General features: G+C 72.3%; 22 protein-coding genes. 7 read left to right on the forward strand and 15 right to left on the reverse strand.

Annotation, left to right across the window (positions count from 1 at the left end):
• Nucleotide 1: 1 nt before the first annotated feature.
• The 7 genes from Apa02nite_RS10265 to Apa02nite_RS10295 form a co-directional block, all read right to left on the reverse strand.
• Nucleotides 2-1603, reverse strand: a complete 1602-nt coding sequence (locus Apa02nite_RS10265; protein WP_203824827.1) for a hypothetical protein — start codon at nucleotides 1601-1603, stop codon at nucleotides 2-4.
• On the reverse strand, nucleotides 1600-3156 hold the full coding sequence (gene pelF, locus Apa02nite_RS10270) for a GT4 family glycosyltransferase PelF (protein ID WP_203824828.1): 1557 nt from the start codon (nucleotides 3154-3156) through the stop codon (nucleotides 1600-1602). Before pelF ends, Apa02nite_RS10265 begins: the two co-directional genes overlap by 4 nt.
• 29 nt (nucleotides 3157-3185) lie before the next feature.
• A complete protein-coding gene (locus tag Apa02nite_RS10275; RefSeq protein WP_203824829.1) occupies nucleotides 3186-5315 on the reverse strand; it encodes an Agd3-related carbohydrate-binding protein in 2130 nt (709 codons plus the stop codon).
• Nucleotides 5316-5922: 607 nt separating this feature from the next.
• Nucleotides 5923-6921, reverse strand: a complete 999-nt coding sequence (locus Apa02nite_RS10280) for a methyltransferase (protein ID WP_157441771.1) — start codon at nucleotides 6919-6921, stop codon at nucleotides 5923-5925.
• A gap of 104 nt (nucleotides 6922-7025) precedes the next feature.
• Nucleotides 7026-7772 carry a peptidylprolyl isomerase gene (locus Apa02nite_RS10285; protein ID WP_203824830.1) on the reverse strand — a complete coding sequence of 249 codons (747 nt, stop codon included), beginning with the start codon at nucleotides 7770-7772 and terminating at the stop codon, nucleotides 7026-7028.
• A 71-nt stretch (nucleotides 7773-7843) separates the two neighbouring features.
• Nucleotides 7844-9061, reverse strand: coding sequence for a cytochrome P450 (locus tag Apa02nite_RS10290; RefSeq protein ID WP_203824831.1), 1218 nt, complete (start codon nucleotides 9059-9061; stop codon nucleotides 7844-7846).
• Nucleotides 9062-9189: 128 nt separating this feature from the next.
• Nucleotides 9190-9990, reverse strand: coding sequence for a PaaX family transcriptional regulator (locus Apa02nite_RS10295; RefSeq protein ID WP_203824832.1), 801 nt, complete (start codon nucleotides 9988-9990; stop codon nucleotides 9190-9192).
• Nucleotides 9991-10125: 135 nt separating this feature from the next.
• On the opposite strand from Apa02nite_RS10295, the gene Apa02nite_RS10300 reads away from it, so the two are divergent.
• The 5 genes from Apa02nite_RS10300 to Apa02nite_RS10320 are packed head-to-tail and all read left to right on the forward strand — an operon-like array spanning nucleotide 10126 to nucleotide 14531.
• Nucleotides 10126-11298, forward strand: a complete 1173-nt coding sequence (locus tag Apa02nite_RS10300) for an ABC transporter substrate-binding protein (protein ID WP_203824833.1) — start codon at nucleotides 10126-10128, stop codon at nucleotides 11296-11298.
• Nucleotides 11295-12059 carry an ABC transporter ATP-binding protein gene (locus tag Apa02nite_RS10305; RefSeq protein WP_203824834.1) on the forward strand — a complete coding sequence of 255 codons (765 nt, stop codon included), beginning with the start codon at nucleotides 11295-11297 and terminating at the stop codon, nucleotides 12057-12059. The genes Apa02nite_RS10300 and Apa02nite_RS10305 overlap by 4 nt, the downstream gene beginning before the upstream one ends.
• Complete coding sequence (locus tag Apa02nite_RS10310; protein ID WP_203824835.1) at nucleotides 12056-12715, forward strand: ABC transporter ATP-binding protein; 660 nt, start codon at nucleotides 12056-12058, stop codon at nucleotides 12713-12715. Before Apa02nite_RS10305 ends, Apa02nite_RS10310 begins: the two co-directional genes overlap by 4 nt.
• Entirely contained in the window at nucleotides 12715-13572 is an 858-nt protein-coding gene (locus Apa02nite_RS10315; protein WP_203824836.1) for a branched-chain amino acid ABC transporter permease, read from the forward strand. The genes Apa02nite_RS10310 and Apa02nite_RS10315 overlap by 1 nt, the downstream gene beginning before the upstream one ends.
• Nucleotides 13569-14531 (forward strand): branched-chain amino acid ABC transporter permease, encoded by a 963-nt coding sequence (locus Apa02nite_RS10320; protein WP_203824837.1) that lies wholly within the window; start codon nucleotides 13569-13571, stop codon nucleotides 14529-14531. The genes Apa02nite_RS10315 and Apa02nite_RS10320 overlap by 4 nt, the downstream gene beginning before the upstream one ends.
• A 1330-nt stretch (nucleotides 14532-15861) precedes the next feature.
• On the opposite strand, the gene Apa02nite_RS10325 is transcribed toward Apa02nite_RS10320, so the two are convergent.
• On the reverse strand, nucleotides 15862-16746 hold the full coding sequence (locus tag Apa02nite_RS10325) for an SCO6745 family protein (RefSeq protein ID WP_203824838.1): 885 nt from the start codon (nucleotides 16744-16746) through the stop codon (nucleotides 15862-15864).
• Nucleotides 16747-16916: 170 nt separating this feature from the next.
• On the opposite strand from Apa02nite_RS10325, the gene Apa02nite_RS10330 reads away from it, so the two are divergent.
• A complete protein-coding gene (locus Apa02nite_RS10330) occupies nucleotides 16917-18467 on the forward strand; it encodes a GGDEF domain-containing protein (RefSeq protein WP_203824839.1) in 1551 nt (516 codons plus the stop codon).
• A 139-nt stretch (nucleotides 18468-18606) separates the two neighbouring features.
• Here Apa02nite_RS10330 and Apa02nite_RS10335 read toward each other — a convergent pair whose 3' ends face one another.
• Both Apa02nite_RS10335 and Apa02nite_RS10340 read right to left on the reverse strand, forming a co-directional pair.
• Nucleotides 18607-19488, reverse strand: a complete 882-nt coding sequence (locus tag Apa02nite_RS10335; RefSeq protein ID WP_203824840.1) for an alpha/beta hydrolase family protein — start codon at nucleotides 19486-19488, stop codon at nucleotides 18607-18609.
• 136 nt (nucleotides 19489-19624) lie between these two features.
• The gene (locus tag Apa02nite_RS10340; protein ID WP_203824841.1) at nucleotides 19625-20197 is read right to left on the reverse strand and encodes a QsdR family transcriptional regulator; all 573 of its coding nucleotides are present in this window, start codon (nucleotides 20195-20197) and stop codon (nucleotides 19625-19627) included.
• 247 nt (nucleotides 20198-20444) lie between these two features.
• Between Apa02nite_RS10340 and Apa02nite_RS10345 the strand changes: the two genes are divergently transcribed.
• Nucleotides 20445-21665: an MFS transporter gene (locus tag Apa02nite_RS10345; protein WP_203824842.1), complete on the forward strand. Its 1221-nt coding sequence runs from the start codon at nucleotides 20445-20447 to the stop codon at nucleotides 21663-21665.
• Here Apa02nite_RS10345 and Apa02nite_RS10350 read toward each other — a convergent pair.
• From Apa02nite_RS10350 to Apa02nite_RS10370, 5 genes are all read right to left on the reverse strand, one after another.
• Nucleotides 21637-22713, reverse strand: coding sequence for a tail fiber domain-containing protein (locus Apa02nite_RS10350; RefSeq protein ID WP_203824843.1), 1077 nt, complete (start codon nucleotides 22711-22713; stop codon nucleotides 21637-21639). The genes Apa02nite_RS10345 and Apa02nite_RS10350 overlap by 29 nt on opposite strands.
• Nucleotides 22714-22899: 186 nt before the next feature.
• Entirely contained in the window at nucleotides 22900-23895 is a 996-nt protein-coding gene (locus Apa02nite_RS10355; protein WP_067699848.1) for an N-acetylglucosamine kinase, read from the reverse strand.
• Entirely contained in the window at nucleotides 23892-25148 is a 1257-nt protein-coding gene (locus Apa02nite_RS10360) for a family 4 glycosyl hydrolase (protein ID WP_203824844.1), read from the reverse strand. Before Apa02nite_RS10360 ends, Apa02nite_RS10355 begins: the two co-directional genes overlap by 4 nt.
• Nucleotides 25145-26035 carry a carbohydrate ABC transporter permease gene (locus Apa02nite_RS10365; protein ID WP_203824845.1) on the reverse strand — a complete coding sequence of 297 codons (891 nt, stop codon included), beginning with the start codon at nucleotides 26033-26035 and terminating at the stop codon, nucleotides 25145-25147. The genes Apa02nite_RS10360 and Apa02nite_RS10365 overlap by 4 nt, the downstream gene beginning before the upstream one ends.
• Nucleotides 26032-26955: a carbohydrate ABC transporter permease gene (locus Apa02nite_RS10370; protein WP_203824846.1), complete on the reverse strand. Its 924-nt coding sequence runs from the start codon at nucleotides 26953-26955 to the stop codon at nucleotides 26032-26034. Before Apa02nite_RS10370 ends, Apa02nite_RS10365 begins: the two co-directional genes overlap by 4 nt.
• Nucleotides 26956-26957 lie beyond the last annotated feature (2 nt).

Here is a 26957-nt window from a genome sequence, read left to right on the forward strand (position 1 = left end):
TCTACCGGTAGTACCGGGCCTGCCCCACGAGCGGGGCCAGACCCAGCAGGAACAGGGCCTGCAGCGCGAGGACGCTGCCGAGATGAAGTGCCGCGTCGACGCCGACCGCCGTCGGCGGGCCGAACAACGGGCTGACGCCGAGCAGGGCACCGACGCCCACGTGTGCCGCGACCGCGGCCAGCAGCGACGCGCAGAGCCAGACGTGGCGTTCGAAGCCGGCCAGCAGGAACCCGGCCAGGTACGCGCCGCCGAGCACCACGTGCGCCGCGGTCATCAGCACTCCGCCCGCGGTGAGCCGGCCGGTGGCGGCGAACCAGGCGACCAGCGCGAGGGCCGGGACCGCGGTCACCGCCAGGCAGGCGATCGTGTCCCGGGCGATCAGCCGCCACACCGCCGCCCGGAACGCGGCGGGCCGCTCGATCCGGCGGGTCAGCGCGACGACCAGGCGGTGGAACCGTTCGGCCCGCCACTCGACGAAGCCCATCACCATGATCAGCGGCACCACCGACGCCGCCACGTCGAAGCGGGTGAGCAGGTACGGCGCCTGCGCGTGCAGCAGCAGCACCGCGGAGCAGAGGCCGTAACAGGTCACCCCGGCCAGGCCGGAGCGGTGCGCGCGCAGCACCGCCCGGCCGGACGGTTCGCCGTCCGCGCCGCGGCCCCGGGTCGCCACGAGCGCCACCACGAACGCGGCGATCAGCCCGGCCACCGCGATCGTGACGGCCATCGGCCGCAGCGACGGGCCGCCGAGCAGGTACGCGCCGCCGGCGAGGACCGCGGGCAGCATGGTCGCCGCCAGCCGCTCCTCCTGGCGGTAGAAGACCAGGACGGTGCCGGCCATCTGGTAGGCGAGCTGGCCCGCGGTCAGCAGGATCAGCGCGGCCCCGCCACCGGCCGACACGACCACCACGATCCCGGCCATCGCGCCGGCCAGCGGTGCGCCCAGTGTGGTGCCGGCCAGCAGCCGGGCGGTCGCCCGTAACCGGCCGGCGCCGAGCAGCTTGTACGCCGCGTAGGCCGCGGTGCCGGAGTACATCCAGCCCAGCCCGCCGGCCAGGGCCAGGGCGAGCACCAGGGACCGCTGCCCGAAGACCGCGAGCACGGCCGGGAACACCGCGCTGGGCAGCGCGTAGAGCGGGCCGTGCGCCAGCACCCGGACCCGTTCCCACCGGCCGCGGTGCGCGGCGGCCGGCGCCGGCTCGTCCGGGATCTGCGGACCGAGCCGGCTGTAGACCTCGGCGGCCAGGGCGAACACGTCGGTGAACCCGTACTCGACCCGGGCGATCCGGTCGGTGCAGCCGTCCGCCTCCAGCGCCGCGGCGACCTGCAGCCCGTCGACGGCCTTGCGCAGCCGCGGGCGCATCCGGTCGACGAGTTCGTCGAGCGGGTCGGTGGAGATCTGCGGCAGCACCACCGGGTGGCTGGGCGGCGCGGGATGCTCGCCGGCCGCGAACCGGCGCCCCGCCGGGTGCTCGCGGCGCGGCCCCGGTGGCGGGCGCCGCGGCTTTGCGGCGGGCTCTCCGGCGGGCGCTGAGGGTCGCAGCCGGACCGTTTCGGCGCCGACCTCCAGGACCACGGTCTCCTCCACGTCGCCGGCGCTCATCGGGCGCCCTCGTTGATCGGGAAGCCGGGTGACCGCTGCTGCGGCGGCCGGACCCGGCCCCGGGCCTGCCCGCGCAGGTGCCGCGGCGGCTGCCCGGCGCTCAGCGGCGCGGCGAGTCCCTCGTAGACGTTGCGGTACATCTGCAGCGACTGGCTGAGCGTGAAGTGGTCCAGCACGCGCTGCCGGGCCGCGGCGCCCAGCCGCAGGCGCAGCTCGTCGTCGCGCAGCAGGGTCAGGCAGGCCTTGGCCACCGCGGCGTGATCACGCGGCGCCACCACGATCCCGGTGTCGCCGACCGCTTCGGCCACCCCGCCGACGTTGGTGCAGACCGTGGGCCGGCCGCAGGCCATCGCCTCCACCACGGTGTACGGGAACCCCTCGGAGATGCTGGTCAACGCGACGATGTTGCCCGCGTGGTAGGCGTCGACCGCGTTGCCGATCCGGCCCTCGAGCACCGCCGCGCCGGTCAGCCCGAGCTCGTCGATCAGCTGCCGGCAGGAGTCCAGGTAGTACTGGTTGACCGCCGGGGTGCCGCCGAAGATGCGCAGCCGGGCGGTCGGCATCTCCGCGCGGACCTGGGCGAACGCACGGATCAGGGTGTGCAGGTCCTTCAGCGGGTCGATCCGGCCCATGAACGCGATGGTGGGTGTCTGCGGCTCCTGCAGCGCGGCCGGGAAGTCACCCGGCTCGACGCCGTTGTACATCGTCCACATCCGCTCCGGGTCGGCGCCGTTGTGCAGCTGCCAGCGCCGGTTGTACGCCGAGTGCGGCGCCAGCACGTCGGAGGTCAGGTACGCCGCACCGGCCAGCGACCGGAAGAAGCTCAGCACCAGCACCCGCACCGCGTGCGAGGCGTCCTCCTCCAGATACGACATGTAGCGTTCACGCAGGTAGATGCCGTGCTCGCTCATCACCGACGGGGTGCCGTGCCGCCATTTCGCGGTCATCGCGACCAGGGTGGAGAGCCCGTTCATCGAGCAGTGCACGATGTCGGCCTCGACCACCGGGGCGCTCAACGGCCGCAGCATGTGCTCGATCAGCCAGGTGGCCTGCAGCGCGTCGGCCAGCGTCGGCGCCGGCCCGGACTCGCCGACGCGCAGGTCCCGCCACGCGTCGACCATCATGCCGAGCGCCTGGTTGGACATCAGCGCCGCGCTGAGGTCGCCGCCGTCGGCCGCGTACTCGTAGAGCCCGCGCAGCGCGAGCAGGAACAGGCTGCGGTTGGCCGCGCCCTGCTCCGCGGTGGTGGTCTCCAGGGGTGTCACCAGGGCACGCAGGAAGACCTCGTACGACTGGGTGAACGCGGCGCCGGGCCGCCCCCGGCTGCCCCGCCGGGGGCGGTAGTCTTCGGGACCACCGCCCCACAGCGGGACCGAGTGCACCCGGTCCAGGTTCTCCGGAACTCCGAAGACCGGCTCCTCGCTGCCGTCGACCGTCAGCGCGACGACCTGCCACCGGTAGTCCGGCATACCGCGGATGAGCTGCTCGCACCAGATGCTGACGCCACCCATCGCGAAGGGGTACGTCCCCTCCGACACCAGCGCGATCCGCACGTGTCACCCGCTTCCGGCCGGTCCGCCGCTCAGACCCGCGGAGCCGCGGTGAGCGTCACGGCGGTGTTCGCCGTCAGCGTCACGGGGGCCGTGACGTCACTGCCGTACGAGGTGGAATTGGCCGCCTGGACCCCGCCCACCTGGACCGTCCCGGCCAGCGGCGAACTCACCGTGACCGTCCCGGCGACCCGGTCGTAGACCGCGTCGACGCCGCCGGTGAGCTGCGCGAAGTGCGCGTTGCGCACCCGGGTGTACGCGCCGATCGCCGACCAGTCGGAGTTCAGCAGCGGCACCGCGTAGTACGTGTCGTACTTGGTGACCACGCGCTGCACCCAGTCGCCGACCAGCGAGCCGCCGCTGCCGTAGTCGTAGACGTTGGCGATGTGGAAGGTGTGCGTGTTGATCCCGCCGGCCGCCACGTGCTGCAGCGCGACGTCCGCCTCGTAGTCGACGATCTGCTCGTAGGTCCGGTCGGTCGGCCAGTACGGGAAGCGGCCGTTCGGCCCGTAGAAGGAGTTGTAGAACGCGGTCTCCTCGGCCGGCGTGGTGACGAAGTACGCGATGTTCGTCGGCCAGTCGGCCACCACCGAGAGGCTCGTCTCCAGCGGGTGGGTGAGGCTGGTGTTCAGGTGCGGCGGCTGGTGGCTGGCGAACGACATGTTGCCGTGCAGGTACGACACGCCCAGGTCCTTCGCGGCCTGCAGCAGGTTCGGGTTCGAGCCGGCCAGCCCGTGGTCCACCGGGACGCCGGTGTCGTCGTTCGGGTCGACCGTGTAGACGCCGAGGCCGGAGTACTCCGGGGTCTTCAGCACGTCGTCCGGCGCGGTCAGGCCGATCGCGGCGCCGGCCACCCGGTTGTCCCGGATCTCGGCGTACGTGGTGGCGTAGTCGGTCTGGTTCAGCTCCGGGTGGTTGTACGTGTGGTTCAGCCACCGGAAGTGCGTCGCCAGGCACTTCGTCGTCGCGGTCAGCTCGGCCGTCCCGCCGTTCGGGCTGCACGTGTTGCCGGCGAACGGGTCGATGTCGCTGCCGTTGAACGCGAGGTTGTAGGTGAACCCGCCGGCCAGCGGATGCGCGGTGCGCAGCGCGCTCTGCTGGCTGTCCAGGTTGACCATGTCGTGCGCGGCCAGTTGGAAGCCGGGCGTGTACTCGATGTGGCCGTCCGCGTAGTAGTGCTCCGAGGTGTTGAACCAGTCGTCGACGTCGACGTTGAGGTGGTGCCGCTGCTCACCGAGGAACAGGCCCTTGCTGGTCCACCGGAACAGGCCGTAGACCAGCAGGTCGGACTGGAGCAGGTACTGGTTCAGGGTGAAGGTGAGCGCGATCCGCTCCCGGCCGTCGGTGGAGGTGGCCCGCACCCCCAGCACGTCGGCGCCGCTGGTGGCGATCGCCTCGGCCGAGCACCCGGCGGTGATCCGGGTGCGGTAGACGTACGACTGCACCACCGGGATGGTGACGCCGGCCTTGAGGTAGTCGAAGACACCCGCCCCGGCCGTGGTCAGGTTGACGTTCAGCGGGGTGTCGCCGACCGCGGTCTCCCCGGCCGAGGTCAGGCAGTAGTCCTCCGGCCAGGTGCCGTAGCTGGTGTAGAGCGCGGCCTGGCGGACACCGAAGTTGCGCTCGTACGCCCAGAGGATGTTCCACTCGGTGCTGTCCAGGCCGTTGAGGTAGCTGCCGCCGGACGCGTACACCAGCATGCTGTTGGTCAGCAGGATCGCGTTGTACTTGCCGGTGCCGTCGGCACGGGCGAGCGTGTCGGTGGTCAGCGGGGTGCTGGCGGTGTAGAGGACGTCGTACGCCGCGCCGACGCGGTCGAGCGTGGCCTTCCACGTGGGCACGCCGAAGTCGTCGGTGGTGGTGGCGACCACGAGCGCGCGCAGCGCCACCCGGTCGGTGCCGGCCGCGAGCTTCGTGGTGGCCGCGCTCGGTGCGTGCACGGCCACCCGGCCGGTACGCCGTGGCAGCGGGGCCGGGCGGGTCGCCGCCGGGCGGGCGACCTCGCCGTAGCCGGGAACCTTGGGCGCGATCGCGCCGGGTTTCCTGGGCGGGGAGGGTTGCGCGGCGACCGGGGCCGGCAGGGCGGCCACCAGAAGGCCGGCACCGAGCGCGGCGAGGAGTGCACGCATCGGGCGGCGGCGCGGGACAGGGACAGGAGTCATCGGGCGTCCTCCAGGACGAAACAAACGAGGGAGCGGTGCCACGATGGGCGCGGGCCGGGCTCAGTCGTTCCTCAGGGATGGGCCGACGGCGAGTCTAAGCAAGATTTAAGGATTTTCCGGCCATTGATCGCGGACATTTTGTTTGCTGCGCCGGAGCGTTGACGCCAAGTGCCGCGCGATGCTAGCGAATCGTTTCAGCCAGGGCGGTGAACGGTTCAGCAATACTCGCGAGACCTCTCATCCGTGACCTGACGTGCGATTTCCGTACCGGGCCGGTAACTCGCCATTAACAGCGCCGTGACAACCCCCGGAGGGTCGCCACTGGATCGCAGTTCGTCCACTTTGGTACCGGTCTCACCGGAAAAACTGCCGATAGCACGCTTTCTCGCAGGAAGAACAAACAGTCCTTAAAGGAGTCTTAAAGCAATCGAGCGATGACTCAACGTGTTCACCGGGCGGTCAGCGGGCGTCCACACGCCCGGCAAAATGCACGACGGCGTGCGCCGGTGAAGGCCCCCGCGAATGCGTCGCCGGGGCCTCGTCCGAACGGACAATCTTTTCCTATGTTCGGGCCTGTCGACCCGTTATTGCCATTGATTTACGTCAATTAATAAGGTACAGCCTCGATCACTGCGTACGGTGGCGTCACCGGCGTGGCCGCGACACGGCGCAAACCGGCCCGGGCCAGCAGGTCGTCGAACTCGGTCAGGGTGCGTTCCCGGCTGCCGGCGGTGGCGAGCATGGCGATGTCCATCAGCGGCGCGATGCCGGCGGCGTGGTCGTCGATGAGGATCTCGGTGATCACGATGCGCCCGCCGGGCCGCAGGGCGTCCCGGCAGTTCACCAGGATGCGGACGCCCTCGTCGTCGGACCAGTCGTGCAGGATGAACTTCAGCAGCAGGATGTCGCCCGCCGGGACCTCGGCGAAGAAGTCGCCGGCCACCGCGGTGAGCCGGTCGCCCAGGCCCCGCCCGGCGGCCGCCGCCCGTGCGCCGGGCAACGCGTGCGGCAGGTCGAGCACGATCGCCCGCAGGCCGGGATGTCGCTCCAGCAGGGCCAGGGCGAACGAGCCGTGCGCGCCGCCGACGTCGACCACCGTGCCGGCGCCGGCCACGTCGATCACCTCGACCGCGGCCTGGATGACCGGCGCGGACATGCTCGTCATCGCGGCGCCGAAGAGCGCGCCCTCGTCCGGATGCGCGGCCAGGTAGTCGAAGAACGGCATGCCGAGCGCCTGCGCGGTCTGCGCCTCGCCGCTGCGGATCGCCTCGGGGATCCGCGCCCACGTGCGCCACAGGACCGGGCTGGACTGGGACGCGGCCAGGTCCCGCAGCGACATCGGCGCGTCGCGGTGCAGGACCGCGAGCACCTCGGTGCCGGCGAAGCCCTTCTCCGCGTACGTCACCAGGCCGATCGAGGCGCAGGCCCGCAGGAAGCGCGCGGTCGCCGCCGGGTCCGCGCCCTCGGCCTCGGCGATCTCGGCCGCCGTGCGGGGCCCGTCCGCCAGATGCTCGGCCAGCGAGAGGTCGACGGCGGCGCGGGCGGCCTGGGCCAGCCACGGGCCGATGATGAACCCCATGGCGGTCTCATAGGGACTTCCTGCCATGCCCGGCAACTTAGCGCCACCGGCCACGCTCGTCAGCCCGGCATCAGACAGTGCGAAAATCCGCCCGCTGCGCCGTTCGGCGCAGCGGGCGGCCGCGACCCGCGTCAGCGCTGGACGCGGGCCTTACGGATTCCGGTACGCAGGGCAGGCGCCCCGTCGACCGGCGCCGGGTCCTCGGCGGTCGGCGCGATGCCCCCGGCCGCGACCCGGTCCAGCGTGCGCAGGCCGCGCGGCGTCACCGCCCCGAAGATCGAGTAGTTCGGGCGCAGCGCGGAGTCCCCGTACACCAGGAAGAACTGACTGCCGTTGGTGTCCGGACCGGCGTTGGCCATCGCCAGCACCCCGCGGGCGTAGAGCCGGCGCACCCCGGTCGGATCGGTCGGCGCCGGCGGCAGATCGGCCGGCAACTCGTCGCGGTAGCGGTAGCCCGGTCCCCCTTCGCCGGTCCCGCTCGGGTCGCCGCACTGCAGCACCTTCAACGTCGGGTACGCGGTGAGCCGGTGGCAGACGGTCCGGTCGTAGAACCGGTGCTGGACCAGGTGCAGGAAACTCTGCACCGTGCACGGCGCGGCGGCCCGGTCGAGCACCAGCGGGATCCGCCCCAGGTCGGTCTTCAGCAGCACCGTGACGGTGCCCCGGTCCGGAGTCCGCTGCGGGTCGCGCGGCAACGGCACCGGCCGGGCGGCGGGCTCGTCGGGCGTCGGCGTGTACTGGCACGGCCCACTGGTCGGCCCGGTTGCCGGACCACCGGCCGGGCCGGTCCGGCTCGCGGCCGAGGCGGGCGCGGCCACCACGACCAGCGCCACCAGCGCGGCGGCGGCAACCGTCAGAGAGCGATGAAACTGGACCACACTGTCCTCCACGAATCGACTGCCGCCAATCTAACCGACGCGCCGCCCCGGGCCCGCCCCGCCGCGCGCGGTCACCAGGTGACCGGGAGGGCCTTGAGGCCGTAGGCGACGCCCTCCATCGCGAACGGGACCTGCTCGAACGGCACCGCGAGCGCCAGCGTCGGGATCCGCCGGTAGATCGTGGCGTAGGCGACCTGCAGCTCGACCCGGGCGAGGGACTGGCCCAGGCACTGGTGCACGCCGTAGCCGAACGCGTGGTGCGAGCGGGCCGGGCGGGTCAGGTCCAGCTTCTCCGCGCCGGGGAACTGCTCCTCGTCCCAGTTCGCGCCGGACAGGTCGAAGATGATGCCGTCGCCGGCCCTGATCGTCTCGCCGTGCAGGTCGATGTCCGCGTCGGCGATCCGCCGGATCCCGGAGTGCACGATGGTCAGGTAGCGCAGCAGCTCCTCGACCGCGTTCGCGACGAACTTCGGGTCGTCGCTCCGCTCGCGCAGCAGGGCCAGCTGGTCCGGGTTCCGCAGCAGCGCCAGGGTGGCCAGCGAGATCATGCTGGCGCTGGTCTCGTGCCCGGCGATCAGGATGGCCGAGCTCATGATGACCGCCTCCTGGTGGGTCATCTCGCCGGCCTTGACCCGGCCGCCCATCTCGGACATCACGTCGTCGGCCGGGTCGTCGATCTTCGTGAGCAGCAGCGCGCTGAGGTACTCGCCGAGGGCCCGGCTGGCCGCGGCGGTCTGTTCGGGTGTCGACTCGTGGCTGATCGCGACGGTGCTGTTGGTCTGGAAGAACTCGTGGTCCTCGTAGGGGGCGCCGAGGATCTGTGTGATCACCAGGGTCGGCACCGGCAGCCCGATCGCCTGCACCAGGTCGGCGGGTTTCGGGCCGGCCAGCATCTCGTCGACCAGCCGGTCCACGACGTCCTGGATCCGCGGCCGCAGCGCCTCGACCCGCTTGACCATGAACGGGGCGTTGACCGTGCGGCGCAGCCGGGTGTGCTCCGGGGGGTCGGTGTTGGTGATCAGGTCCGGGTGGTGCGGCGCGCCGGCCGCCCGGCCCCGGGTCATGTGCGGATAGCCGGCGCGCTTCTCGTCGATGCTGATCCGCGGGTCGTTGAGCAGCGCCCGCTGGTCGGCGTGCCGGGTGATGAACCACGGCGTGCTGCCGTCCCAGATCCGGACCTTGCCGACCGGGGTGTCCCGGGTCATCTCACGCACGACGGCGGCCGGCGCGAACGGGCAGCCCGGCTCGCGGGCCGCCGGATAGTCGGGGGCGGAGGTGCTGTCGGACATGGGTCTCCTCGAGGTCGTGACGGCACGGCGAAGACTGATGAATCCATCCCAACAGGGCTGTCTGCCAGAACCCGGACAGGAACCTGACGGGAGCCGGACGTGGCGCGGATCACTCCGGGCCGCCCGGCTCACCCGCCGGCGTCGTCCAGGGCCATCGTGTCGAGCAAGGTGCCGGCGATCTCCGCGGCCGGGGCGGCGAGCCGGTCGTTGAGCCGGAAGAAGAGTTCCTGGGCGGCGGCCGCGGGCCAGTCCCGGGGCAGGTGCGGCAGCGGCAGCCGGGGATCGCGGCGGATCACGTCCAGCCAGTCCGTCACCAGGTGCAGCTTGGCGGCGAGGGGATCGCCGGGGACGGACGACCCCCACCGCGTACCGAAATCGAGGTAACGCGCCGCGAGGGCCGGCAGATCGTACGCATGGGAGATCATCTCGGCGACGTCAGTCGTCGGGTCGGCCCGGGCATGGAAGATCCGGATGTGCGGGCCGGCACCGAGGTCCGCCAGGACCGGCTGGAGCTCGGGGTGACCCGGCGCGATCCACAGACCGCCCTGCACCGGGCCGAATCCCGCCCACGCGAGCTGGGCGCGCAGGTCGTGGCGTTCCCGGCGGCGCTCCGCGGGCAGCGAGAAGGCCAGCAGCGTCCAGGTGCCGTCCCAGTCGTGGTTGACCGCGCCGGTCTGCCACAGCCGGACCGAGCCGTCGCGCAGGATCCGGGTCGAGCGGCCGGTCAGTCCGAAGTACATCCGGCGGCCGTGCCGCTGGCGGCGCAGCAGGCCGCGGGCGGAGAGCCGGGTCAGGGCGGACCGGGCGGCCTCCGCGGAGACGCCGGCCCGGCCGAGCACCTCGATGACACTTCCGGAGGAGACGCAGACACCGCGGTCGAGCAGGTGATCGCCGAGGAAGGTCAGCGTGATCGCGGAGGCGGAGGACACGGACGCACGCTACCGGCGGTGTTGGCGGCATGTGCAGTGATGTCGGGCAGTTTATTGACCAGCGTCACCATCGCGCCTAACTTGGCCGCACGCCATCCTTCATCGGTAAAGGTCGATATGAAGAAAGCGGGCGACATGAAACGTCTCCTGTCATCCCTCGCCGCGCTCCTGCTCCTGGCACCGGCCGCCTGCGGTGACGGCGACACCGGCGCCGGCGGCGACGGGCCGCTGCGGATCGGCGCGATCCTGTCGCTGACCGGCAACTACGCACCGCTCGGCAGCGAGGACAAAAAGGCCGTCGAACTCGCCGTCCAGCAGATCAACACGGCCGGCGGCCTGCTCGGCCGGCAGGTCGAGCTGCTCGTCCGGGACGACAAGTCCCAGCCCGAGCAGTCCGTGCTCGGCTTCAACGAGCTCAAGGGCGACGTCATCGCGGTGATCGGCTCGCCGTTCTCCAACTCGGCGCTGGCCACGATCCCGCAGGTGGACCGGGCCAAGATCCCCTACGTCTCGCTCACCCCGGCGGACGAGCAGGTCAACCCCGTTCATCCGTACGTCTTCGTGGTCCCGGCCACCTCCGCCACCTACGCCGACCGGATCCTGCAGTACTACCAGGCGCAGAAGTACACCAAGGTCGCCGTCGCCCACGACAGCCGCAGCTCGTACGCGAACGCCGGCACGGCCGGGATGCGGGCCAAAGCCGCGCAGTACGGCATCACCCTGGTCGCCGACGAGGAGTTCCAGACCACCACGACCGAGTTCAGCGCGGTGCTCAACCACGTCAAGGCGGCCGGGGCGCAGGCGCTGACCGTCTGGTCCACCGGCGCGCCCGCGGTCGCCTTCGCCAAGCAGTACGCCACCGCCGGCGTCGGCCTCCCGCTGATGTTCACCGGCTCGCAGGCCAGCACCCTGTGGCTCAAACCGACCGGCGCCGCCGCCGAGGGGGTGTTCGTGGCCAGCTCGATCGCGGTGGTCGGCGACGCACTGCCGGCCGGCCCGCAGCGGACCGCGATCGACGAGCTGTCCACGCCGTTCACCACCCAGTACGGGTACCCACCGCCGCAGTTCGCCGCGGACGGCTACACCGGCGTGAAACTCCTGGCCGCCGCGATCACCACGGCGGACAGCGCGGACCCCGGCAAGATCCGCGACGCGTTCGAGGGTCTGAACCTGACCACCCCGAACGGCACCTACCAGTACTCCGCGACCGACCACGCCGGACTCACCGCCGACTACATCTCGATCAACACGGTGAAGGGCGGAAAGTTCGTCGCCACCGAGTGGGCCCTGTCGAAGCTGGCCAAGTGACAGCGCTGCTCACCGTCACGAACCTGAGCCGCCGGTTCGGCGGCGTGCACGCCCTGCGCCGCGTCTGCCTGGACGTCGCGCCCGGCGAGACCCACGCCGTGATCGGACCGAACGGCGCCGGCAAGTCCACACTGTTCCGGCTGATCGGCGGCCAGCTGACCGCGAGCGCGGGCGGAATCGTCTACGACGGGCAGCGCATCGACCGGCTGCCCCCGCACCGGCGGGCCCGGCTCGGCATCGCGATCGCGTTCCAGGACGCCCCGGTGTTCCGCGGGATGACGGTCGCCGAGAACGCGATGGTCGGCGCGCACGCGGTCACCCGGGCCGGGCCCCTGGCCGCGGTGCTGCGGCTCCCCCGGCACCGGCGCGAGGAGAAGGAGATCCGTACGGCCGCGGCCGCCGCCCTCGACCGCGCCGGGCTGGCCGCGTGGGCCGACCGGCCCGCCGAGGACCTGCCGCTCGGCCGGCAGCGGGCCCTGCAGATGGCCCGCGCGCTGTGCGGCCGGCCACGGCTGCTGCTGCTCGACGAGCCGGCGTCCGGGCTGCGCGGCCCGGAACGCACCGCGCTGGCCGGCCTGATCGAGGAACTGCGCGCCGAAGGCCTGTCGATCCTGCTGGTCGAGCACGACGTCGGCTTCGTGTCCCGCCTCGCCGACCGGGTGACCGTTCTCGACCTCGGCCGGGTGCTCGCCACCGGGCCGTTCCCAGAGATCCGCACCGACCCCGTGGTGATCTCCGCGTACCTGGGCGCTCCCGCATGATCGTCGAGGTACGGGACCTGGTGGTCCACTACGGCGCGGCCACCGCCCTGGACGGGGTCAGCCTGTCGGTGGGCGAGGGCGAGATGGTCGCGCTGATCGGCGCGAACGGTGCGGGCAAGACCACGCTGGTGAACACGGTGTGCGGAGTGAAACAGGCGTCGGGCGGGCGGATCGACGTACACGGGAATCTGGCTCTGGTGCCGGAGGGGCGGCACCTGTTCGCCTCGCTGAGCGTCGACGACAACCTGCGCCTCGGCGCCTGGCGGCAGAGGAAACGCACCACCGGCCACGTCTACGACCTGCTGCCCGGACTGACCAAGCTGCGGAACCGGCCGGCCGGGCGGCTCTCCGGCGGGGAGCAGCAGATGGTCGCGCTCGGCCGGGCGCTGATGGCCCGCCCGGACCTGCTGGTGATCGACGAGATGTCGCTCGGCCTGGCCCCGAAGATCGTCGCCGACCTCGCCGCCCACCTGCGCGACCGCAACGCCACGGACGGGCTCGCGGTGCTGCTGATCGAGCAGAACGCGCAGCTCGCCCTGGACCTGTGCGCCCGCGCCTACGTCCTGGAGGCCGGCCGGGTCGTCGCCGAGGGACCGTCCGGTGACCTGGCCGGCAGCCCCGAGGTCGCCGCCGCCTACCTGGGCCTGGAGGCGTGATGGCGGAACTCGTCGGCTACCTGATCACCGGCGTCGGGGTGGGCTGCGCGTATGCCCTGCTCGGCAGCGGTCTGGTGGTCATCCACCGGGTGACCCGCGTGGTCAACTTCGCGCAGGGCGGGTTCGCGGTGCTGGCGGCGCTCACGGTCACCACACTGCTCACGGCCGGCCTGCCGCACGGTCTCGCCGAGTCGCTGGCGGTCCTGCTGGCGACCGGAATCGGCCTGCTGACCGGGATGGTCGCGATCGGCAGACCCGGGACCACACCCCAGGCCGCGTTGATCATCACCCTCGGGCTCGGCGTTCTCGCGTACGCCGTGGAGATCTTCCTCTGGGGTGACCAGCCGCGCTCGTTCCCCGGGCTGCCCGGCTCCACCGCGGTGCTCGGCGCCCGGGTGCAGACCCACTACCTGCTGATCATCGGGGTGACCGCGGTGATCCTCGGCGCGACCGCGCTGCTGTTCGCCCGCACCGACCGGGGCCGGGCGCTCACCGCGACGGCCGACGACCCGTACGCGGCCCGGATCGTCGGGATCGACGTGGCCCGGATGGGGCTGCTCGCCTTCGCGCTCGGCGGTGCGCTCGGCGGCCTGGCCGGTGTCCTGGTCACCCCGGTCCAGCAGGTCAGCTTCGACAGTGACGTGGTGCTCGTGGTGAACGGGTTCTCCGCCGCGATCCTCGGCAACCTGACCCGGCCCGGCCTCACCCTGGCCGGCGGGCTGCTGCTCGGGGTGGTGCAGGCCCTGGTCGGCGGCTACCTGAGCACGGCGTACCAGACGGAGGTGGCGTTGATCTTCATGCTCGGGGTGCTGATCCTGCGCTCCTCCTCGGCTCGGGTCGAGGAGGTGACGGCGTGAAGTGGATCATCGCGCTGGCGGCGGCCGCTGTCGTGCCGTTCTTCCTCCCGCCGGGCCAGCTCACCGTCTACATCCTGCTCGGGCTCTCCGCGATGGCGGTCGTCGGGCTGTCGCTGCTGATGGGCTATGCCGGACAGGTGTCGCTCGGGCAGGCGTCGTTCACCGCGATCGGGGCGTACACCGCCGGGCTGCTCGCCGTGCACGGTGTGCCGACGCTGCTCGGGCTGCTCGCCGCTCCGCTGGTCGCGGCGCTCGCGGCGGGGCTGGTCGGTGTGCCGATCCTGCGGTTGCGCGGGCATCAGCTGGCGTTCGCCACGCTGGCCCTGCAGCTGATCCTGCTGTCGGTGCTCGGCGACGCCGACTGGGCCGGTGGCGCGGTCGGGTTGCAGGGGCTGCCGTACCTGTCGGCGGGTGGCTTCGAGCTGAACCAGGACCGGGACTACGCCTGTCTCGTGCTGGCCGGGGTGGTGCTGACCACGCTGATCGCGTCCGCGCTGGTCCGCTCCCGGGTCGGGCGCGGGTTGCGCGCGCTGGCCACCGCGCCGGTCGCGGCCGGGGCGAGCGGGGTGCCGGTCGGTGCGTACCGCTTGCTGGTCTTCGCGGTCTCGGCCGCCTTCGCCGGCCTCGCCGGCGGGATCTACGCGTTCTACGTGGGCTATCTGGCGCCGGGTTCGTTCCCGGTGCTGCTCTCCGTCGAGTACGTCGTGATGGCCGTCGTCGGCGGCCTCGGCAGCATCGCCGGCGCCCTGCTCGGCGCCACCCTGATCACCCTCGCCGTCCAGCTCCTCACCACCCTGGCCACCCAGCCCGGCATGCCGAGTTACGCCCCGAGCGTCCTGTCCTACGCGGTGTACGCCCTGCTGCTGATCGCCGTCGTCCGCTACGTCCCGAAGGGCATCGTCCCCGCCCTCCTCCTGCGGAAGGGCATCCTCGCCACCTTGCACCGGAGGTCATCGTGAACCGTCTGCTCGCCGCGTTCCTGGCACCGGCCCTGCTCGCACCGGGCCTGTTCGCCGGGCCCGCGCAGGCCGCCGCGCCGGTCACCCACTACACCGGCACGCTCGCCGACGGCGCCACCTGGATCGCCGACGTGCCCGCCGACTGGCACGGCACGCTGATCCTGTTCAGTCACGGCTTCGGCTCGCTCACCGCCGCCGACGCGCCCGACCCGGCCACCGGGCAGGCCCTGCTCGACCGCGGTTACGCCCTGGTCGGCTCCTCCTACGACCCGCACGGCTCACTCTGGGCGCTGGAGAGCGCGGCCCGCGACCAGTTCGCCGCGCTGGCCGCGCTCGAGGCGATCACCGGACCGGCCCGGACCACGATCGCGGTCGGCCAGTCGATGGGCGGCCTGGTCAGCACCCAGGAGGCCGAGCACGCCCGCGGCGGGCTGGACGCCGTGGTCTCCGCCTGCGGGCTGCTCGGCGGCGGGATCGACCTGAACAACTACCAGCTGGACGGCGAGTTCGCGCTGTCCCGCCTGCTCGCGCCGGGCCAGGACATCCCGCTGGTGAACTACCCGAGCCCGGCCGACGGTGCGGCCGCCGCGAGCTGGCTCAGCGCGCTGGCGTCCGCGGCGCGCGGCACGGCGGCCGGTCGGGCCCGGGTCGCGCTGGGCACCGCCCTGCTGACCATGCCGACCTGGTCGGCCGGGCAGCAGTCGCCGCCGGCCGACGCCGAGGGCATCGCGCAGGCCCAGTACGAGTGGCTGGTCACCAGCCTGCCGTTCATCATGCCGGCCCGGTACTTCATCGAGCTCAGCGCCGGCGGGAACGCGTCCTGGAACGCCGGGGTGGACTACCGCGCGCTGCTGGCCCGCTCGCCGTACCGGGACACCGTGCGCGCCATGTACCGGACCGCCGGGCTCGACCTGCGCGCCGACCTGACCGACCTGACCCGGCACGCCGCCGTGCACGCCGACCCGGCCGCGGTGGCCGGCCTGACCCGCAGCTCGACCGTGACCGGCCGGCTCGACGTGCCGATGCTGACCCTGCACACCCGCTACGACCAGCTCGCCCCGGTCGAGTTCGAGAACCGGTACGCGCAGCAGGCGCGCGGGCCGCTGCTGCGCCAGGCGTACGTGGCCCGGCGCGGGCACTGCGCGTTCACCCCGTCCGAGCACGTCGCCGCGATCCAGGCCGCCGAGCACCGGGCCGTCACCGGCCGCTGGGACGACACCGCGACCACCGGTGGCCTGCAGGCGGCCGCGCTCCGGCTGCACCTCGGTGACACTCCCGCGTTCGCCGGCTTCCACCCCGGCCCGCTGGTCAGCCACCGATGGCCGCCGGCCTACGTCCTGGGCGGGAGGGTCAGCAGGCCGGCGGCGACCACCGCACGGCTCAGCGGCCTGCCCAGCTCGGCCAGCCGGGCGCACCCCTCGGCGCCGATCTCCGCGTACGCCGGGGTGGCCAGCCGGTCGGTGGCCGCCTCGATCCCGTCGCGCTGAGCCCGCCCCTCGGCGCTGAGCACCGGCTCATCGCCCTCGATCAGCCCGCGCCCGCGCAGGTCGCCGACCGCGCCAGCCCACTGCTCCTCACTCCAGCCACGGGTGCGACGCAGGATCGGCGCGGGCACCTCGCCGGACGCCGCGTGCAGCACCAGCGCCTCCAGGCCGGTCAGCCCGGCGAGCAGCAACGCGGCGACGTGCCCGTCCCCGCGGAACTCGCGCAGCACCGTGAGCGCCTGCCAGAGGACCAGGTGGGGCTGCTCCGGCCACGGCAGCGCGGCGTGCGCGGCGAACAGCGGGCGGCCCTGCGGGTGCGCGGCCGCGGTCTCGGCGGCGCGGCGGGCCAGCCCGGCGGCCTCGGCCACCTCCGGGCCGTGCACCGCGTCGCCCAGGCCACGGGCCAGGGCCGCACCGGCGGCTTCCCGGCGGGCGGCGAGGACCGCGGCCGGGGTCGCCCGGGCCCAGGCGGCCGGCAGCGCGGCGGTCACCAGGCGCGGGTTGAAGTTGAAGAACATCGCGATCACCGGCTCGGCGCCGACCGCGCCCAGGGCGGCCGCCCGGGAGGCGAAGTAGCCGTCCCGGCCGGTGATGCCGAGCGCCGCGTACCGGTCCTGCGCCTCGGGCACGAAATAGATCATGCCGTGCACCGGCTCCGCCGAGCGCCAGGCCTGGCGCACCAGGGCCGGGTCGATCGCCGCCGGCTTGTCCGTTTCCGTCGCACCCGTCATGCCACTGCCCTCCGACACCGAAGTTACCGAAGTTACCGATGGGTACCGTCCCACGTGAGTGACGCTCGTGTCACCCCACGGTCAACACCCTGGAAGCTGCCGAGCGCCCGGACGCCTCACATTAGGATCGGATCGGCCGACCATAGGGCCATGCGAAACGGGGAGCGCCGATGAACCGCCTGCCGGTGCTGGTGTCACCGTACGGTCCCTATGCCAGCCTCGCCCTGCACGTGCACGACCTGACCATTCGCGGCCACCACACCGAGACACTGCACGCCGCGGACGAGGCCGAGGCGATCACCCTGATGCTCGGCGACCACCGCACCCACCGGGTCAGCCGGCTGGGCCGGATGTACGCGCTGACCTCGCTCGGCCGCCTCGACGAGGCGCTGCAGATCGCCGAGGAACTGGTCGAGGACCAGGCCCGGCTCGGCGGCCCGAAGGCCACCGACGCCAAGATCCTGGCGGACACCGCCGAGGTCCTGATCCACCTCGGCCGGATCGACGACGGCCTGCACTACGTCGCGCGGGCGATGGCCGTGCTGGACGTCGCGCCGCGCAAGGGCCCGCGGTACTTCTCCGCGATGGCCTCGCTGGCCGAGGCGGCCCGCGGCGCCGAGCTCTTCGAACTCGCCGACGAGGCCATGCGCCGGTGCATCGAGTCGTTCGAGTTCCCGGACGACCTGTACCGGTCCGCCGCCGACCTCACCCACACCGAGCTGTGGGCCGAGTGGGCGCTGCGCCTGGAACAGGTCGGCCGGATCGAGGACGCGGCGGCCCTCTTCGACAAGACCACGGCCGTGCTCCGGTACTGGACCGAACAGGGCATCGACTCCCCGCTCAGCACCGCGATCCTCGCCCTCTGCCACGCCAAGTCCGGCCGGCCCGCGGAGGCACTCGCCCTGATCAGCGACCAGCTGCCGAAGATGCGGGAGGCCGGCCAGTTCCACGAGGCCCGGCTGTTCCACCTCGCGTACGGGCTGGTCCTGCGGTCCACCGGCGAGTGGCGGGCCGCCCGCCGCGAGTTCCGGGCCGCTCTGGAACTCGCGGTCCTGCGTTCCCAGCGGCTGCTCTTCCAGTACGAACTGGCGATCACGGCGGCGCAGGAGTTCCCGGGCGACGCCACCCAGGCGGTGCTGGAGTCGCTGCGCAGTCACGTCGAGGCGCTGTGGCAGCTGCGCCTGGACCGGCGCACCATGCTGCGCCAGGCGTACCGCCGGGTGGAGCTGGAGGCGGAGCGCACCACCGCGGACCTGGCCGCCGCCTCGGACGCGCTGACCGGGCTGGGCAATCGGCGGATGTTCGACCGCCGGATCAACACGGTCACCACCGGCGGCTCCCTGCTGCTCATCGACGTGGACCACTTCAAGGACATCAACGACCGCTACTCGCACGGCGTCGGCGACCGGGTGCTCGGCGAGATCGCCGCGGTGCTGCGCTCGCACTGCCGGCACGACGAGGTGGCGATCCGCTTCGGCGGTGACGAGTTCGCCCTGTTCCTGTCGACCGGCGAGGACGATGCCCGCCAGGTCGCCGAACGCATCCGCCGGGTGATCGAGGCCCGCGACTGGAGCACGATCGTGCCCGGCCTGACCGTGACCCTCAGCATGGGCCTGGCCGCCTGCCGCACCGGCGAACCGGGCCGCGACCTGTACGACCGCGCCGACGCCCGCCTCTACGTCGCCAAACGAGCCGGCCGCAACCAACTCGCCGCCGCCTGACCCCGGCTGGCGCCGAGGGTCCCCTCAACCCCGCTGACACAACCACCACCAGCCGACCGACCGCGGCTGGCGCCGAGGGTCTTCTCAACGCCGTTGAGACAGCCCCCACCACCAGCCGGGCCGGGCCCTGGCCGCTGGGTCAGGAGAGGTGCGGGCAGTTCGTGGTGAACTGGGAGATCGTGGTGCTGACCGACGGGCCCGGGCAGAGGAACTGGTCGTAGCGGGTGTCGTCGTCGACGAAGCGCTTCAGCCAGGCGATGCTGTTCGACGCGATCGTGGTGTTCGCCGTGTTCGGGGCGAAGTGGCTGGCGCCGGCCAGTTCCAGGTAGGCCCGGTCCAGCCCGGACGGCAGGCTGCTGAAGAACGGCTTGGCGTGCTGGGCGACCGGCGCGACGGTGTCCGCCTGCGCACCGATGATCATCGTGGGGACGGTGAGCCCGGCGAAGCTCTTGGTCAGGTCCCACGGCGTCAGCGGGATCGCGGCCTGCAGCGACGGCCGGGACTTGGCCGCCTCCAGGGTGCCGCCACCGCCCATCGAGTGACCCATCACGGCCAGCCGGGTGGTGTCGATCCGGGTCCGCACGGTGCTGCGGGTGGTCAGGTAGTCGAGCGCGGCGAGCAGCTCGGTGCCGCGGGTGGCCGGCTGGTCCGAGGTGGTCAGCGTGTCGATGTTGAACACCACGAAGCCCTGCGAGGCGATCCGCGGCGCCAGCCAGGCCATGCTGCTGCGCAGCGCGGTGAAGCCGGGCGCGATCGCCACCGCGCCGAACGTCCCGCCGACGGTGCTGGTCGGGTAGTAGATGTCACCGCCGCCGAACCCGGTCACCGAGATCCGCGAGACGGTGGTCTGCGCGGTGGCGAACGGCCCGCTCGTGGCCTGGATGCTCGCGGTGGTCGGCGCCGGGCCGCGCTGGAACGACGTGGTGGCGGCGTTCGCGCTCGGCACCAGGGTGACGCCGGCCGCGGTCAGCACGACCGCGGCGAGCGCGCCGACCACATTTCGTGCACGGAGAATTCTCATTGCCTTGCCCCCAAGGTAAGAAATCGAGAAGCCGATCCTCACTCAGGAAAATGACAGTTTCAACGTACGACGATGATCGTGAGACCGCTGTCTCACGCGCCATTCGAGCCATTGACGGCATCTGTTCGGGTGATTCTCATTCGCCGTTCAGCAGGCTGCGGAGCGCCGGTTCGACGACGGCGAAATCGACCGCGATCGGCCCGATCAGGTCACCGAAGAGCACCGACTCGACGATCCGGACGTACACCGCCGACCTGGCCAGCAGCTCGTCCGGGGTCAGGTCGGGCAGCACGCCGGCGGCCACGAAGATGTCCCGCTGCGCCTCGACCGAACGCCGGTACACGCCGTGCACCGGTGAGATGAACAGCCGGGTGGCAGTCTCCGGCTCGGCGCGGAAGAACTGCCGCAACGGGCTGGGGCCGGCGAGCCATTCCGCGAATGTACGGGTCAGCTCGATGACACTTTCCACGTCGCGTGGCGGGTTCTCCGCGGCGGCGTCGGCGAACAATTTCCGGTCGATCGCCCACAACGCCTCGGCGAGCAGTTCGTCGCGGCTGCCGGCCACCCGGTAGAGCGTGGCCCGGCTGACGTTCAGTTCGGCGGCGAGCGCGTCCATGTCCAGCCCGGCGTGCTGCAGGAAGTGCATGGCCGCACCCCGCACCACCTCCCGGGGCGCGACGACCCGGCGCGCACTCTCCTCGGCAGCCATGACACCTCCACGCAGTGATCAACGATCAACCCAACGTAGGGTCCCCCGGTTGCGGCCCTGCTCAGCCGGTCGGCCAGGACATCCGGCACTACGGGCGACGACTCCGCCGACCCTGTCCGGGTGAACGGCGACACGACCCGCGCTCACCGGTCACGACCACCCGAACGAGGCATCTGAACGGCGCGGATGCCCCCATAAGGTCCATTCCACGAGCCGGCGGCACGGCTGATCCAGACGGGGCGGGGGCATGGCGGAGGACCGTACTGTCCGGCTGCTGCTCGCCGCCGAGCTGACGACGGCGCTCGGGATCGGGCTGACCGAGCCGTACGTGATCGTGCTCCTCCATGACGTGCGCGGCCTGTCGCTGACCGCGGCGACCGGGGTTCTCGCCCTGGCGGCGGTCGCCGGTCTGCTCGGCAGCCCGTTCGCCGGCGCCCTGATCGACAGGTACGGCGGCCGCCCGATGATGGCCGCGGGCCTGGCGCTCGCGGTGGCCGGCCTGCCGGTCGTCGCCGCCGCGACCGGCGTGGTCCCGGTCGCGGCCGGGATCGCGGTCACCGCCCTCGGTTTCGCGGTCTCGATCCCGGCCCTGGTCACGCTGCTGGCCACCCTGACCCCGGCGCACGACCACCGGCGGATCTACACGCTCCAGTACACGGTCTACAACATCGGCATGGCGACCGGCGCCGCCCTGGGCGGCTTGGCGCTGGCCCACCGCCCGCTGATCCCGCTGCTGTGGGCCGCCGCCGCCCTGACCTGCCTGGCCGCCCTCGGCATGACCGTTTCCGGTGGCCCGCGCGCCACACCGAGACCCGCCCCGGCGCCACCCGGCGGCTACCGGCACGCCCTCGCCGACCGGCGTCTGGTGCGGCTGCTCGGCGCCGCCGCCCTGCTCTCCACTGTCGGTTTCGGCATCTTCAGCGCCGCCCCGCCGGTGCTCGCGATCGCCGCGCACGACCCGGCCGCCCTGTCCTGGGTCAGCGTCGCCAACTGCGTCGCCGTCGTCGCCGGCGCGCCGCTCGCCACCCGGTGCGCCGGCCGGTTCTCCGCCCGTGCCGCGTTGCTGAGCACCGCGACCCTGTGGGCGCTGGCCTGGGCGGTCTGCATCCCCACCGTGCTCGGCGCCGGGCTGAGCACCCGAGCCGCCCTGACCTGCGCCGCGATCCTCACCGGGGCCGGCGAGCTGCTGATCGCCGGCGCGCTGCCGGCCCTGGTCGACACGATCGCCCCGGCTCCGCTGCGCGGCCGCTGCCACGCCCTGTCCAGCCTGGCGCAGACCGCGGGCATGGCAGCGGGTCCGCTCCTGGTCACGGCCACCACAGCCACCGGCAGACCGCTCCTCCTGCTGTCCGCCGCCATCGCACTGTCCGCCGCCGCCACCGGTCTTCTCCTGGAGTACGGCGGCCCGCGCCGTGACCGCACCGCCCGGCGGCGCGGGCTCACGAGGGTGCGGCCTCGAGCACGCTGATCCGGGCGCGCAGCGCCGCCACCTCGTCGCGGAGCTCGGTCGCGGCCGTGAGCAGCGCGGCGACCAGCCCGTGGTAGTCGACGCTCTTCAACCGATGATCGCCGAACTCCTCCACCAGCTCGGGGAAGGCCGTCTCCACCTCCTGCGCGAGCACCCCGATGCCGGGGCGCCCGGACCGGCTCTCGCCGACGGCCGGGGTGTCCGCCCAGTCGAAGGCGACGCCGCGCACCCCGGCCAAGCGGTCCAGCACGCCGCGCAGCGGCCGGACGTTCTCCTTCACCCGCATGTCGGACAGGTTCGGCGCGACGATCGGCACCGAGGCACGGACCTCGTTCGAGGTGACCCGCAGCCGTTCGGTGCCGCCGTTGCCGGTGTCGACGCGGATCCGGAGCCCCTCGGCGGGGCTGGTGCTGCGGACGTCGATGAAGCCACCGGGAATGGTGCCGTTGACGTTGCCGCCGAACAACCGCATACCGGTCTCCCCGGCATCGGTACGGCCGCCGAAGTACAGGTTCCCGTCGGTGCCGGCCGCCGCGGTGGGCAACAACGCGTTGCCGGAGCCCAGGGTCAGCCGCTGGCTCGGTGTCCCGGTGCCGATGCCGACGTTGCCGTTCGCGGCGACCCGGACCCGCTCGGTGCCGCCGTTCGCGGTGTCCACCCGGATCCGCAGCCCGTCCTGGCCATCGGCCGTCTTCACGTCGAGGAAACCGCCGGGCAGGGTGCCACCGTTGACGTCCCCGCCGAACAACCGCATGCCGTTCTCGCCGACGTCGGTACGACCGCCGAAGTACAGGTTCCCGTCGGTGCCCTGGCGCGCGTCCGGAAGCAGCACGTTGCCGGAGCCCAGCGTGAGTTGCTGGCTGGGACTGGTGGTGGCGATGCCGACCCGGCCCCGGGCGCTGTTCGAGGAGGGCGTCACGCGGAGCACCTCCTCGAGGTTCGAGGGCGCGCCGCTCGTGTTCGTCCGGATCACCAAGGAAGCGTTGTTCCTGGTGCCGAGGAAGTTGTTGTTGCCGTTCACCTGATTGCCGTCGAGATCCCAGGACATGGTGTGGTCTCCTCCGTGTCGTCCCTACCCGACCTCGGTACTCGCCCGGGAAGACCCACTCAACAGCTGCGGCCTCGATCCGACATTTCCCCGGCTGGTGCTCAGGGGTGTCTCAAGGGCGTTGAGACACCCCTGAGCACCAGCCGGGGACCGCGAGCTCCGCCGCGGCATGGACCACCGCTGGGGTCAGACCGGGGTGAGGAGGTTGGCGGGGGTGATGGCGGCCCGCAGGGTGGGCTCGGCGGCCGGGGTGGTGTCCAGGGTGTCCAGGGCCAGCAGGGCGGCGCCGACCACCGGCGGGGCGGAGAGCACGGTGACCTCGGCCAGCGGCGCCTGGGCGCGGGCGCCGGCGACCACCTGGTCGTGCAGCAACGGGTGCCGGGCCTGCAGGACGCCGCCGCCGAGCACCAGGGCGTGCGGGGCGGCCAGCAGGTTCAGCCGGCCGGCGGCCACCCGGTGCTGGGCCAGGATCTCCTCGGCCTGCCGGGTGATCAGCGCGGACGCCACCTGGTCGCCGGCCGTGGCCACCTCGAACAGCAGCGGGGCCAGCTCCGGGATCCGGTCCATCGGCAGCTCACCCAGGTGCAGGGCGATGCTGACCTCCTCGACGGACGCCCGGCCGAAGTGCGCGGCCACCGCGGCGGACAGCGCGGTCGAGCGGCCGCGGCCGTCCTCGCCCCGGGCCGCCTCGCGCAGCGTGTGCTCGGCCAGGTCGTGGCCGCCGCCCCAGTCCCCCGAGATCGGGCCGAGCGCGACGAACCGGGCGGTGCGGCCGTCGGCGGAGCGCCCGACGCAGTTGGTGCCCGCGCCGCACACCACGGTCACCGCGTCCGGCATCGACGTGCCGGCCCGGAGCAGGGCGAAACAGTCGTTGTCGACCAGGGCGCGGTGGCCCCAGCCCTGCCCGGACACCGCCTCCTGCAGCCGGCTCACCTCGATCGGCAGGTCGGCGCCGGCCAGGTACACCGCGACGGTGTCGATCGGGGTGTCCGGTGCCAGCCCGGCCCGGGCCCGGGCCGCCTCGAACAGAGCGCCCAGCACCCGGACGGTGCCGGTCAGGCCGATGTTGTGCGGCGAGGACGTGCCGCCGCGGACCACGGCGAGCACCTCGCCGGAGGCGTCGCCGAGGACCACGTCGGTCTTCGAGTTGCCACCGTCGGCCGCCAGGTAGAGCGCGCTCATCGCGCCCACGCGAGGTGGCTGCGACCGGCCGCGATCAGCTTGTCCGCGAGGGCGTCGGCGTATTCGTGCTGTCCGATCAGCGGGTGCGCGAGCAGCGCCCGGTAGACCCGGTCGCGTCCGCCGCGCAGGGCCGCGTCGAGCGCCAGTTCCTCGTACCCCCAGGTGTGTGTGATGAGCGCGGCCAGGTCGGGCGAGACCGCGGTGACCGGCAGCGGAACTGGGCCCTCGAGGCCCGCCCGGGCCGAGATCTCGATGACCGCGTCGGCCGGGAGGAACGGCAGGGTCAGGTTGTTGCGGACGTTCACCGAGTGCACGGCGCCGTCGTCGAGGCCGAAGAGTGAGGCGAGCAGGCCGACCGCGGCCTCCGAGTAGTAGGCGCCGCCGCGTTCGCCGAGCAGCGCCGGCTTCTCGGTGAGGGTGACGTCGCGGTACATGTCGAGCAGGATCGCCTCGATCTCGGCGACCCGCTGCCCGCGGGTCGGCACGTTCCGCGACTCCCGCACGTGTTTGTCGTGGTTGTAGAAGTACGACAGGTAGTACGACGGCACGTTGCCGAGCATCGTGATGATCTCGGCGGGCACGTCCACCTCGCCGGCGATCTCGTCGAGATGCGCCGAGATCAGCTCCGGGAGCCGGTCGACGCCGTCCACGTAGGCGGCCCGTTCCCAGGTCAGGTGGTTCAGCCCGACGTGGTCGAGGACCACCGCGGACGGCGCGACACCCAGGTGGGCGGCGAACCGGCGCTGGAACCCGATCGCCACGTTGCACAGCCCGACCGCCTTGTGCCCGGCGTCCAGCAGCGCCCGGGTGACGATCCCGACCGGGTTGGTGAAGTCGACGATCCACGCGCCGGGCTTGGCCCGCGCCCGGATCCGCTCCGCGACGTCCAGGATCACCGGTACGGTCCGCAGCGCCTTGGCCAGCCCGCCCGCGCCGGTCGTCTCCTGACCGACGCAGCCGCACTCGAGCGGGAACGTCTCGTCGGTGATCCGGGCCTGCTGGCCGCCGACCCGCAGCTGGATCACCGCGGCGTCGGCGTCGGTGACCCCGGCGTCCAGATCGGTCGTCCAGGTCACCGTGCCCGGGTGGCCGTACTGCTTGAAGATCCGGGCCGCGAACGCCCCGACGATCTCCAGCCGTTCGGCGGCCGGGTCGATCAGGACGAGCTCGGAGACCATCGAGCCGAGCCGGGCGAACCCGTCGACCAGCTCGGGCGTGTAGGTCGATCCGCCGCCGATGACCGCGATCTTCATCCTTTGAACCCTGTCAGTGTGATGCCCTGCACGAACGAGCGCTGAGCGAAGAAGAAAATGATGATCAATGGGGCCATGGCCAGCACCGTCGCCGCGGTGACCAGATTCCAGTCGACGTGGTGCACGGTGCGGAACGAGGCCAGGCCCAGCGAGAGCGTCCACGAGCTCTCGTTCTCGCTGGTGTAGAGCAGTGGACCGTAGTAGTCGTTCCAGCAGAAGAAGAACTGGAACAGGCCGGCCGCCGCGATGCCCGGCCGGGCCATCGGCAGCACCACCCGCAGCAGGGTGCGCCACTCGCCGCAGCCGTCCACCCGGGCCGCGTCGAGGTACTCGCTCGGGATGGTCAGCAGGAACTGCCGGAGCAGGAAGATGCAGAACGCGTCGCCGAACAGGGTCGGGATGATCAGCGGCCAGAGCGAGCCGGTCAGGCCGTAGCGGGCCCACATCAGATAGAGCGGGACCGTGACGACCTGCGGCGGGAGCATCATCACGCAGATCACCGTGAGGAACATCAGGTTGCGGCCGCGGAACTTCAGCTTCGCCAGGGCGTACGCGGCGGGCACGCTGGACGCCAGGGTGAGCACCGTCGCCGACACCGCGTAGATCATGGTGTTCAGCAGGTAGTGCGGCAGCGGCGTCGCCTGGAACACCTTGAGGTAGTTCTCCGGGTGCCAGGAATTCGGCCAGTAATCGCTGGTCAGGGCCTGGTCGCTGGTCATCAGCGAGAGCAGGACCAGGTAGACGACCGGCGTCAGGAACATGATCGCCAGGGCGATGGCGATGCTGTGCCGGGCGATCCAGTCGAGCCGGATCCGCCTCTTCTCGGTACGCGGCGCGGCGACCGGCGCCACCGGCCGGTCAAGCAGCCGGTCAAGCAGGGCCGTCATGATTCCTCCCCGGAGAACGCCTTGGCGCGGCGCAGCAGGATCACGGTGACCCCGAGCGCGACCGCGAACAGCGCGATCGCGAGGGCGTTCGCGTAGCCGAGCGCGCTGTAGCGGAACCCGACGGTGTAGAGCCACAGCGGGTAGGTGAACGTGGAACCCTCCGGATAGCCGAAGGACTGGGAGATCCCGGCGCCGACGGTGGCCTGCCCGCTGGCGATCGAGCCGGCCACCGCCGCCTGGTCGAAGTACTGCAGCGTGTAGATCACGCCGGTGACCGCCGCGAAGAGGATCACCGGGCGGATCGTCGGCAGCGTGATCGACCGGAACTTGTGCCAGGCGTTCGCGCCGTCCAGCGACGCGGCCTCGTAGAGGCTCTCCGGGACGCCCAGCACCGCCGCCAGGAAGATGATCATCAACTCGCCGATGCCCCACAGCCCGAGCAGGACGAGCGACGGCTTGGCCCAGGCCGGTGAGTTGAACCAGAGCGGGCCGTCGACGCCGACCATCTCGAGCAGGTGGTTGACCGGGCCGGTGCCCGGCTTGAGCAGGTAGACGAACGCGATGGTGGCAGCCACCGGCGGGATCAGGGCGGGCAGGTAGAAGATCGTCCGGTAGATGCCCGCGCCCCGTTTGAACTGGACGAGCAGCATCGACAGGCCGATCGCGCCGAGGATCCGCACCGGGACGAAGACCGCCACCATCCAGAGCGTGTTACGCACCGCCTGGAGCAGGAACGGGTCGTCCGCCATCCGCCGGTAGTTGTCCAGTCCCACCCACTGCGGCACGGAGAGCAGGTCGAACTTCGTGAACGAGAAGTAGACCGCCGAGATCAGGGGGTAGACGAAGAACGCCGCGATGCCGATCAGCGCGGGCGCCAGGAAGGAGAACGTGATCGCACCCCGGCGGAGACGGACGCCCATGC

Source organism: Actinoplanes palleronii (genome assembly GCF_016862315.1).
GTDB classification, from domain to species: Bacteria; Actinomycetota; Actinomycetes; order Mycobacteriales; family Micromonosporaceae; genus Actinoplanes; species Actinoplanes palleronii.

Excerpts from the sequence above, each read along its gene's own strand:
- Apa02nite_RS10265 (WP_203824827.1), bottom strand. The coding sequence starts at position 1,603 with ATGAGCGCCGGCGACGTGGAGGAGACCGTGGTCCTGGAGGTCGGCGCC.
- Apa02nite_RS10275 (WP_203824829.1), bottom strand. The coding sequence starts at position 5,315 with ATGACTCCTGTCCCTGTCCCGCGCCGCCGCCCGATGCGTGCACTCCTC.
- Apa02nite_RS10280 (WP_157441771.1), bottom strand. The coding sequence starts at position 6,921 with ATGGCAGGAAGTCCCTATGAGACCGCCATGGGGTTCATCATCGGCCCG.
- Apa02nite_RS10290 (WP_203824831.1), bottom strand. The coding sequence starts at position 9,061 with ATGTCCGACAGCACCTCCGCCCCCGACTATCCGGCGGCCCGCGAGCCG.
- Apa02nite_RS10300 (WP_203824833.1), top strand. The coding sequence starts at position 10,126 with ATGAAACGTCTCCTGTCATCCCTCGCCGCGCTCCTGCTCCTGGCACCG.
- Apa02nite_RS10310 (WP_203824835.1), top strand. The coding sequence starts at position 12,056 with ATGATCGTCGAGGTACGGGACCTGGTGGTCCACTACGGCGCGGCCACC.
- Apa02nite_RS10315 (WP_203824836.1), top strand. The coding sequence starts at position 12,715 with ATGGCGGAACTCGTCGGCTACCTGATCACCGGCGTCGGGGTGGGCTGC.
- Apa02nite_RS10325 (WP_203824838.1), bottom strand. The coding sequence starts at position 16,746 with ATGACGGGTGCGACGGAAACGGACAAGCCGGCGGCGATCGACCCGGCC.
- Apa02nite_RS10330 (WP_203824839.1), top strand. The coding sequence starts at position 16,917 with ATGAACCGCCTGCCGGTGCTGGTGTCACCGTACGGTCCCTATGCCAGC.
- Apa02nite_RS10335 (WP_203824840.1), bottom strand. The coding sequence starts at position 19,488 with ATGAGAATTCTCCGTGCACGAAATGTGGTCGGCGCGCTCGCCGCGGTC.
- Apa02nite_RS10340 (WP_203824841.1), bottom strand. The coding sequence starts at position 20,197 with ATGGCTGCCGAGGAGAGTGCGCGCCGGGTCGTCGCGCCCCGGGAGGTG.
- Apa02nite_RS10345 (WP_203824842.1), top strand. The coding sequence starts at position 20,445 with ATGGCGGAGGACCGTACTGTCCGGCTGCTGCTCGCCGCCGAGCTGACG.
- Apa02nite_RS10350 (WP_203824843.1), bottom strand. The coding sequence starts at position 22,713 with ATGTCCTGGGATCTCGACGGCAATCAGGTGAACGGCAACAACAACTTC.
- Apa02nite_RS10355 (WP_067699848.1), bottom strand. The coding sequence starts at position 23,895 with ATGAGCGCGCTCTACCTGGCGGCCGACGGTGGCAACTCGAAGACCGAC.
- Apa02nite_RS10360 (WP_203824844.1), bottom strand. The coding sequence starts at position 25,148 with ATGAAGATCGCGGTCATCGGCGGCGGATCGACCTACACGCCCGAGCTG.
- Apa02nite_RS10365 (WP_203824845.1), bottom strand. The coding sequence starts at position 26,035 with ATGACGGCCCTGCTTGACCGGCTGCTTGACCGGCCGGTGGCGCCGGTC.
- Apa02nite_RS10370 (WP_203824846.1), bottom strand. The coding sequence starts at position 26,955 with ATGGGCGTCCGTCTCCGCCGGGGTGCGATCACGTTCTCCTTCCTGGCG.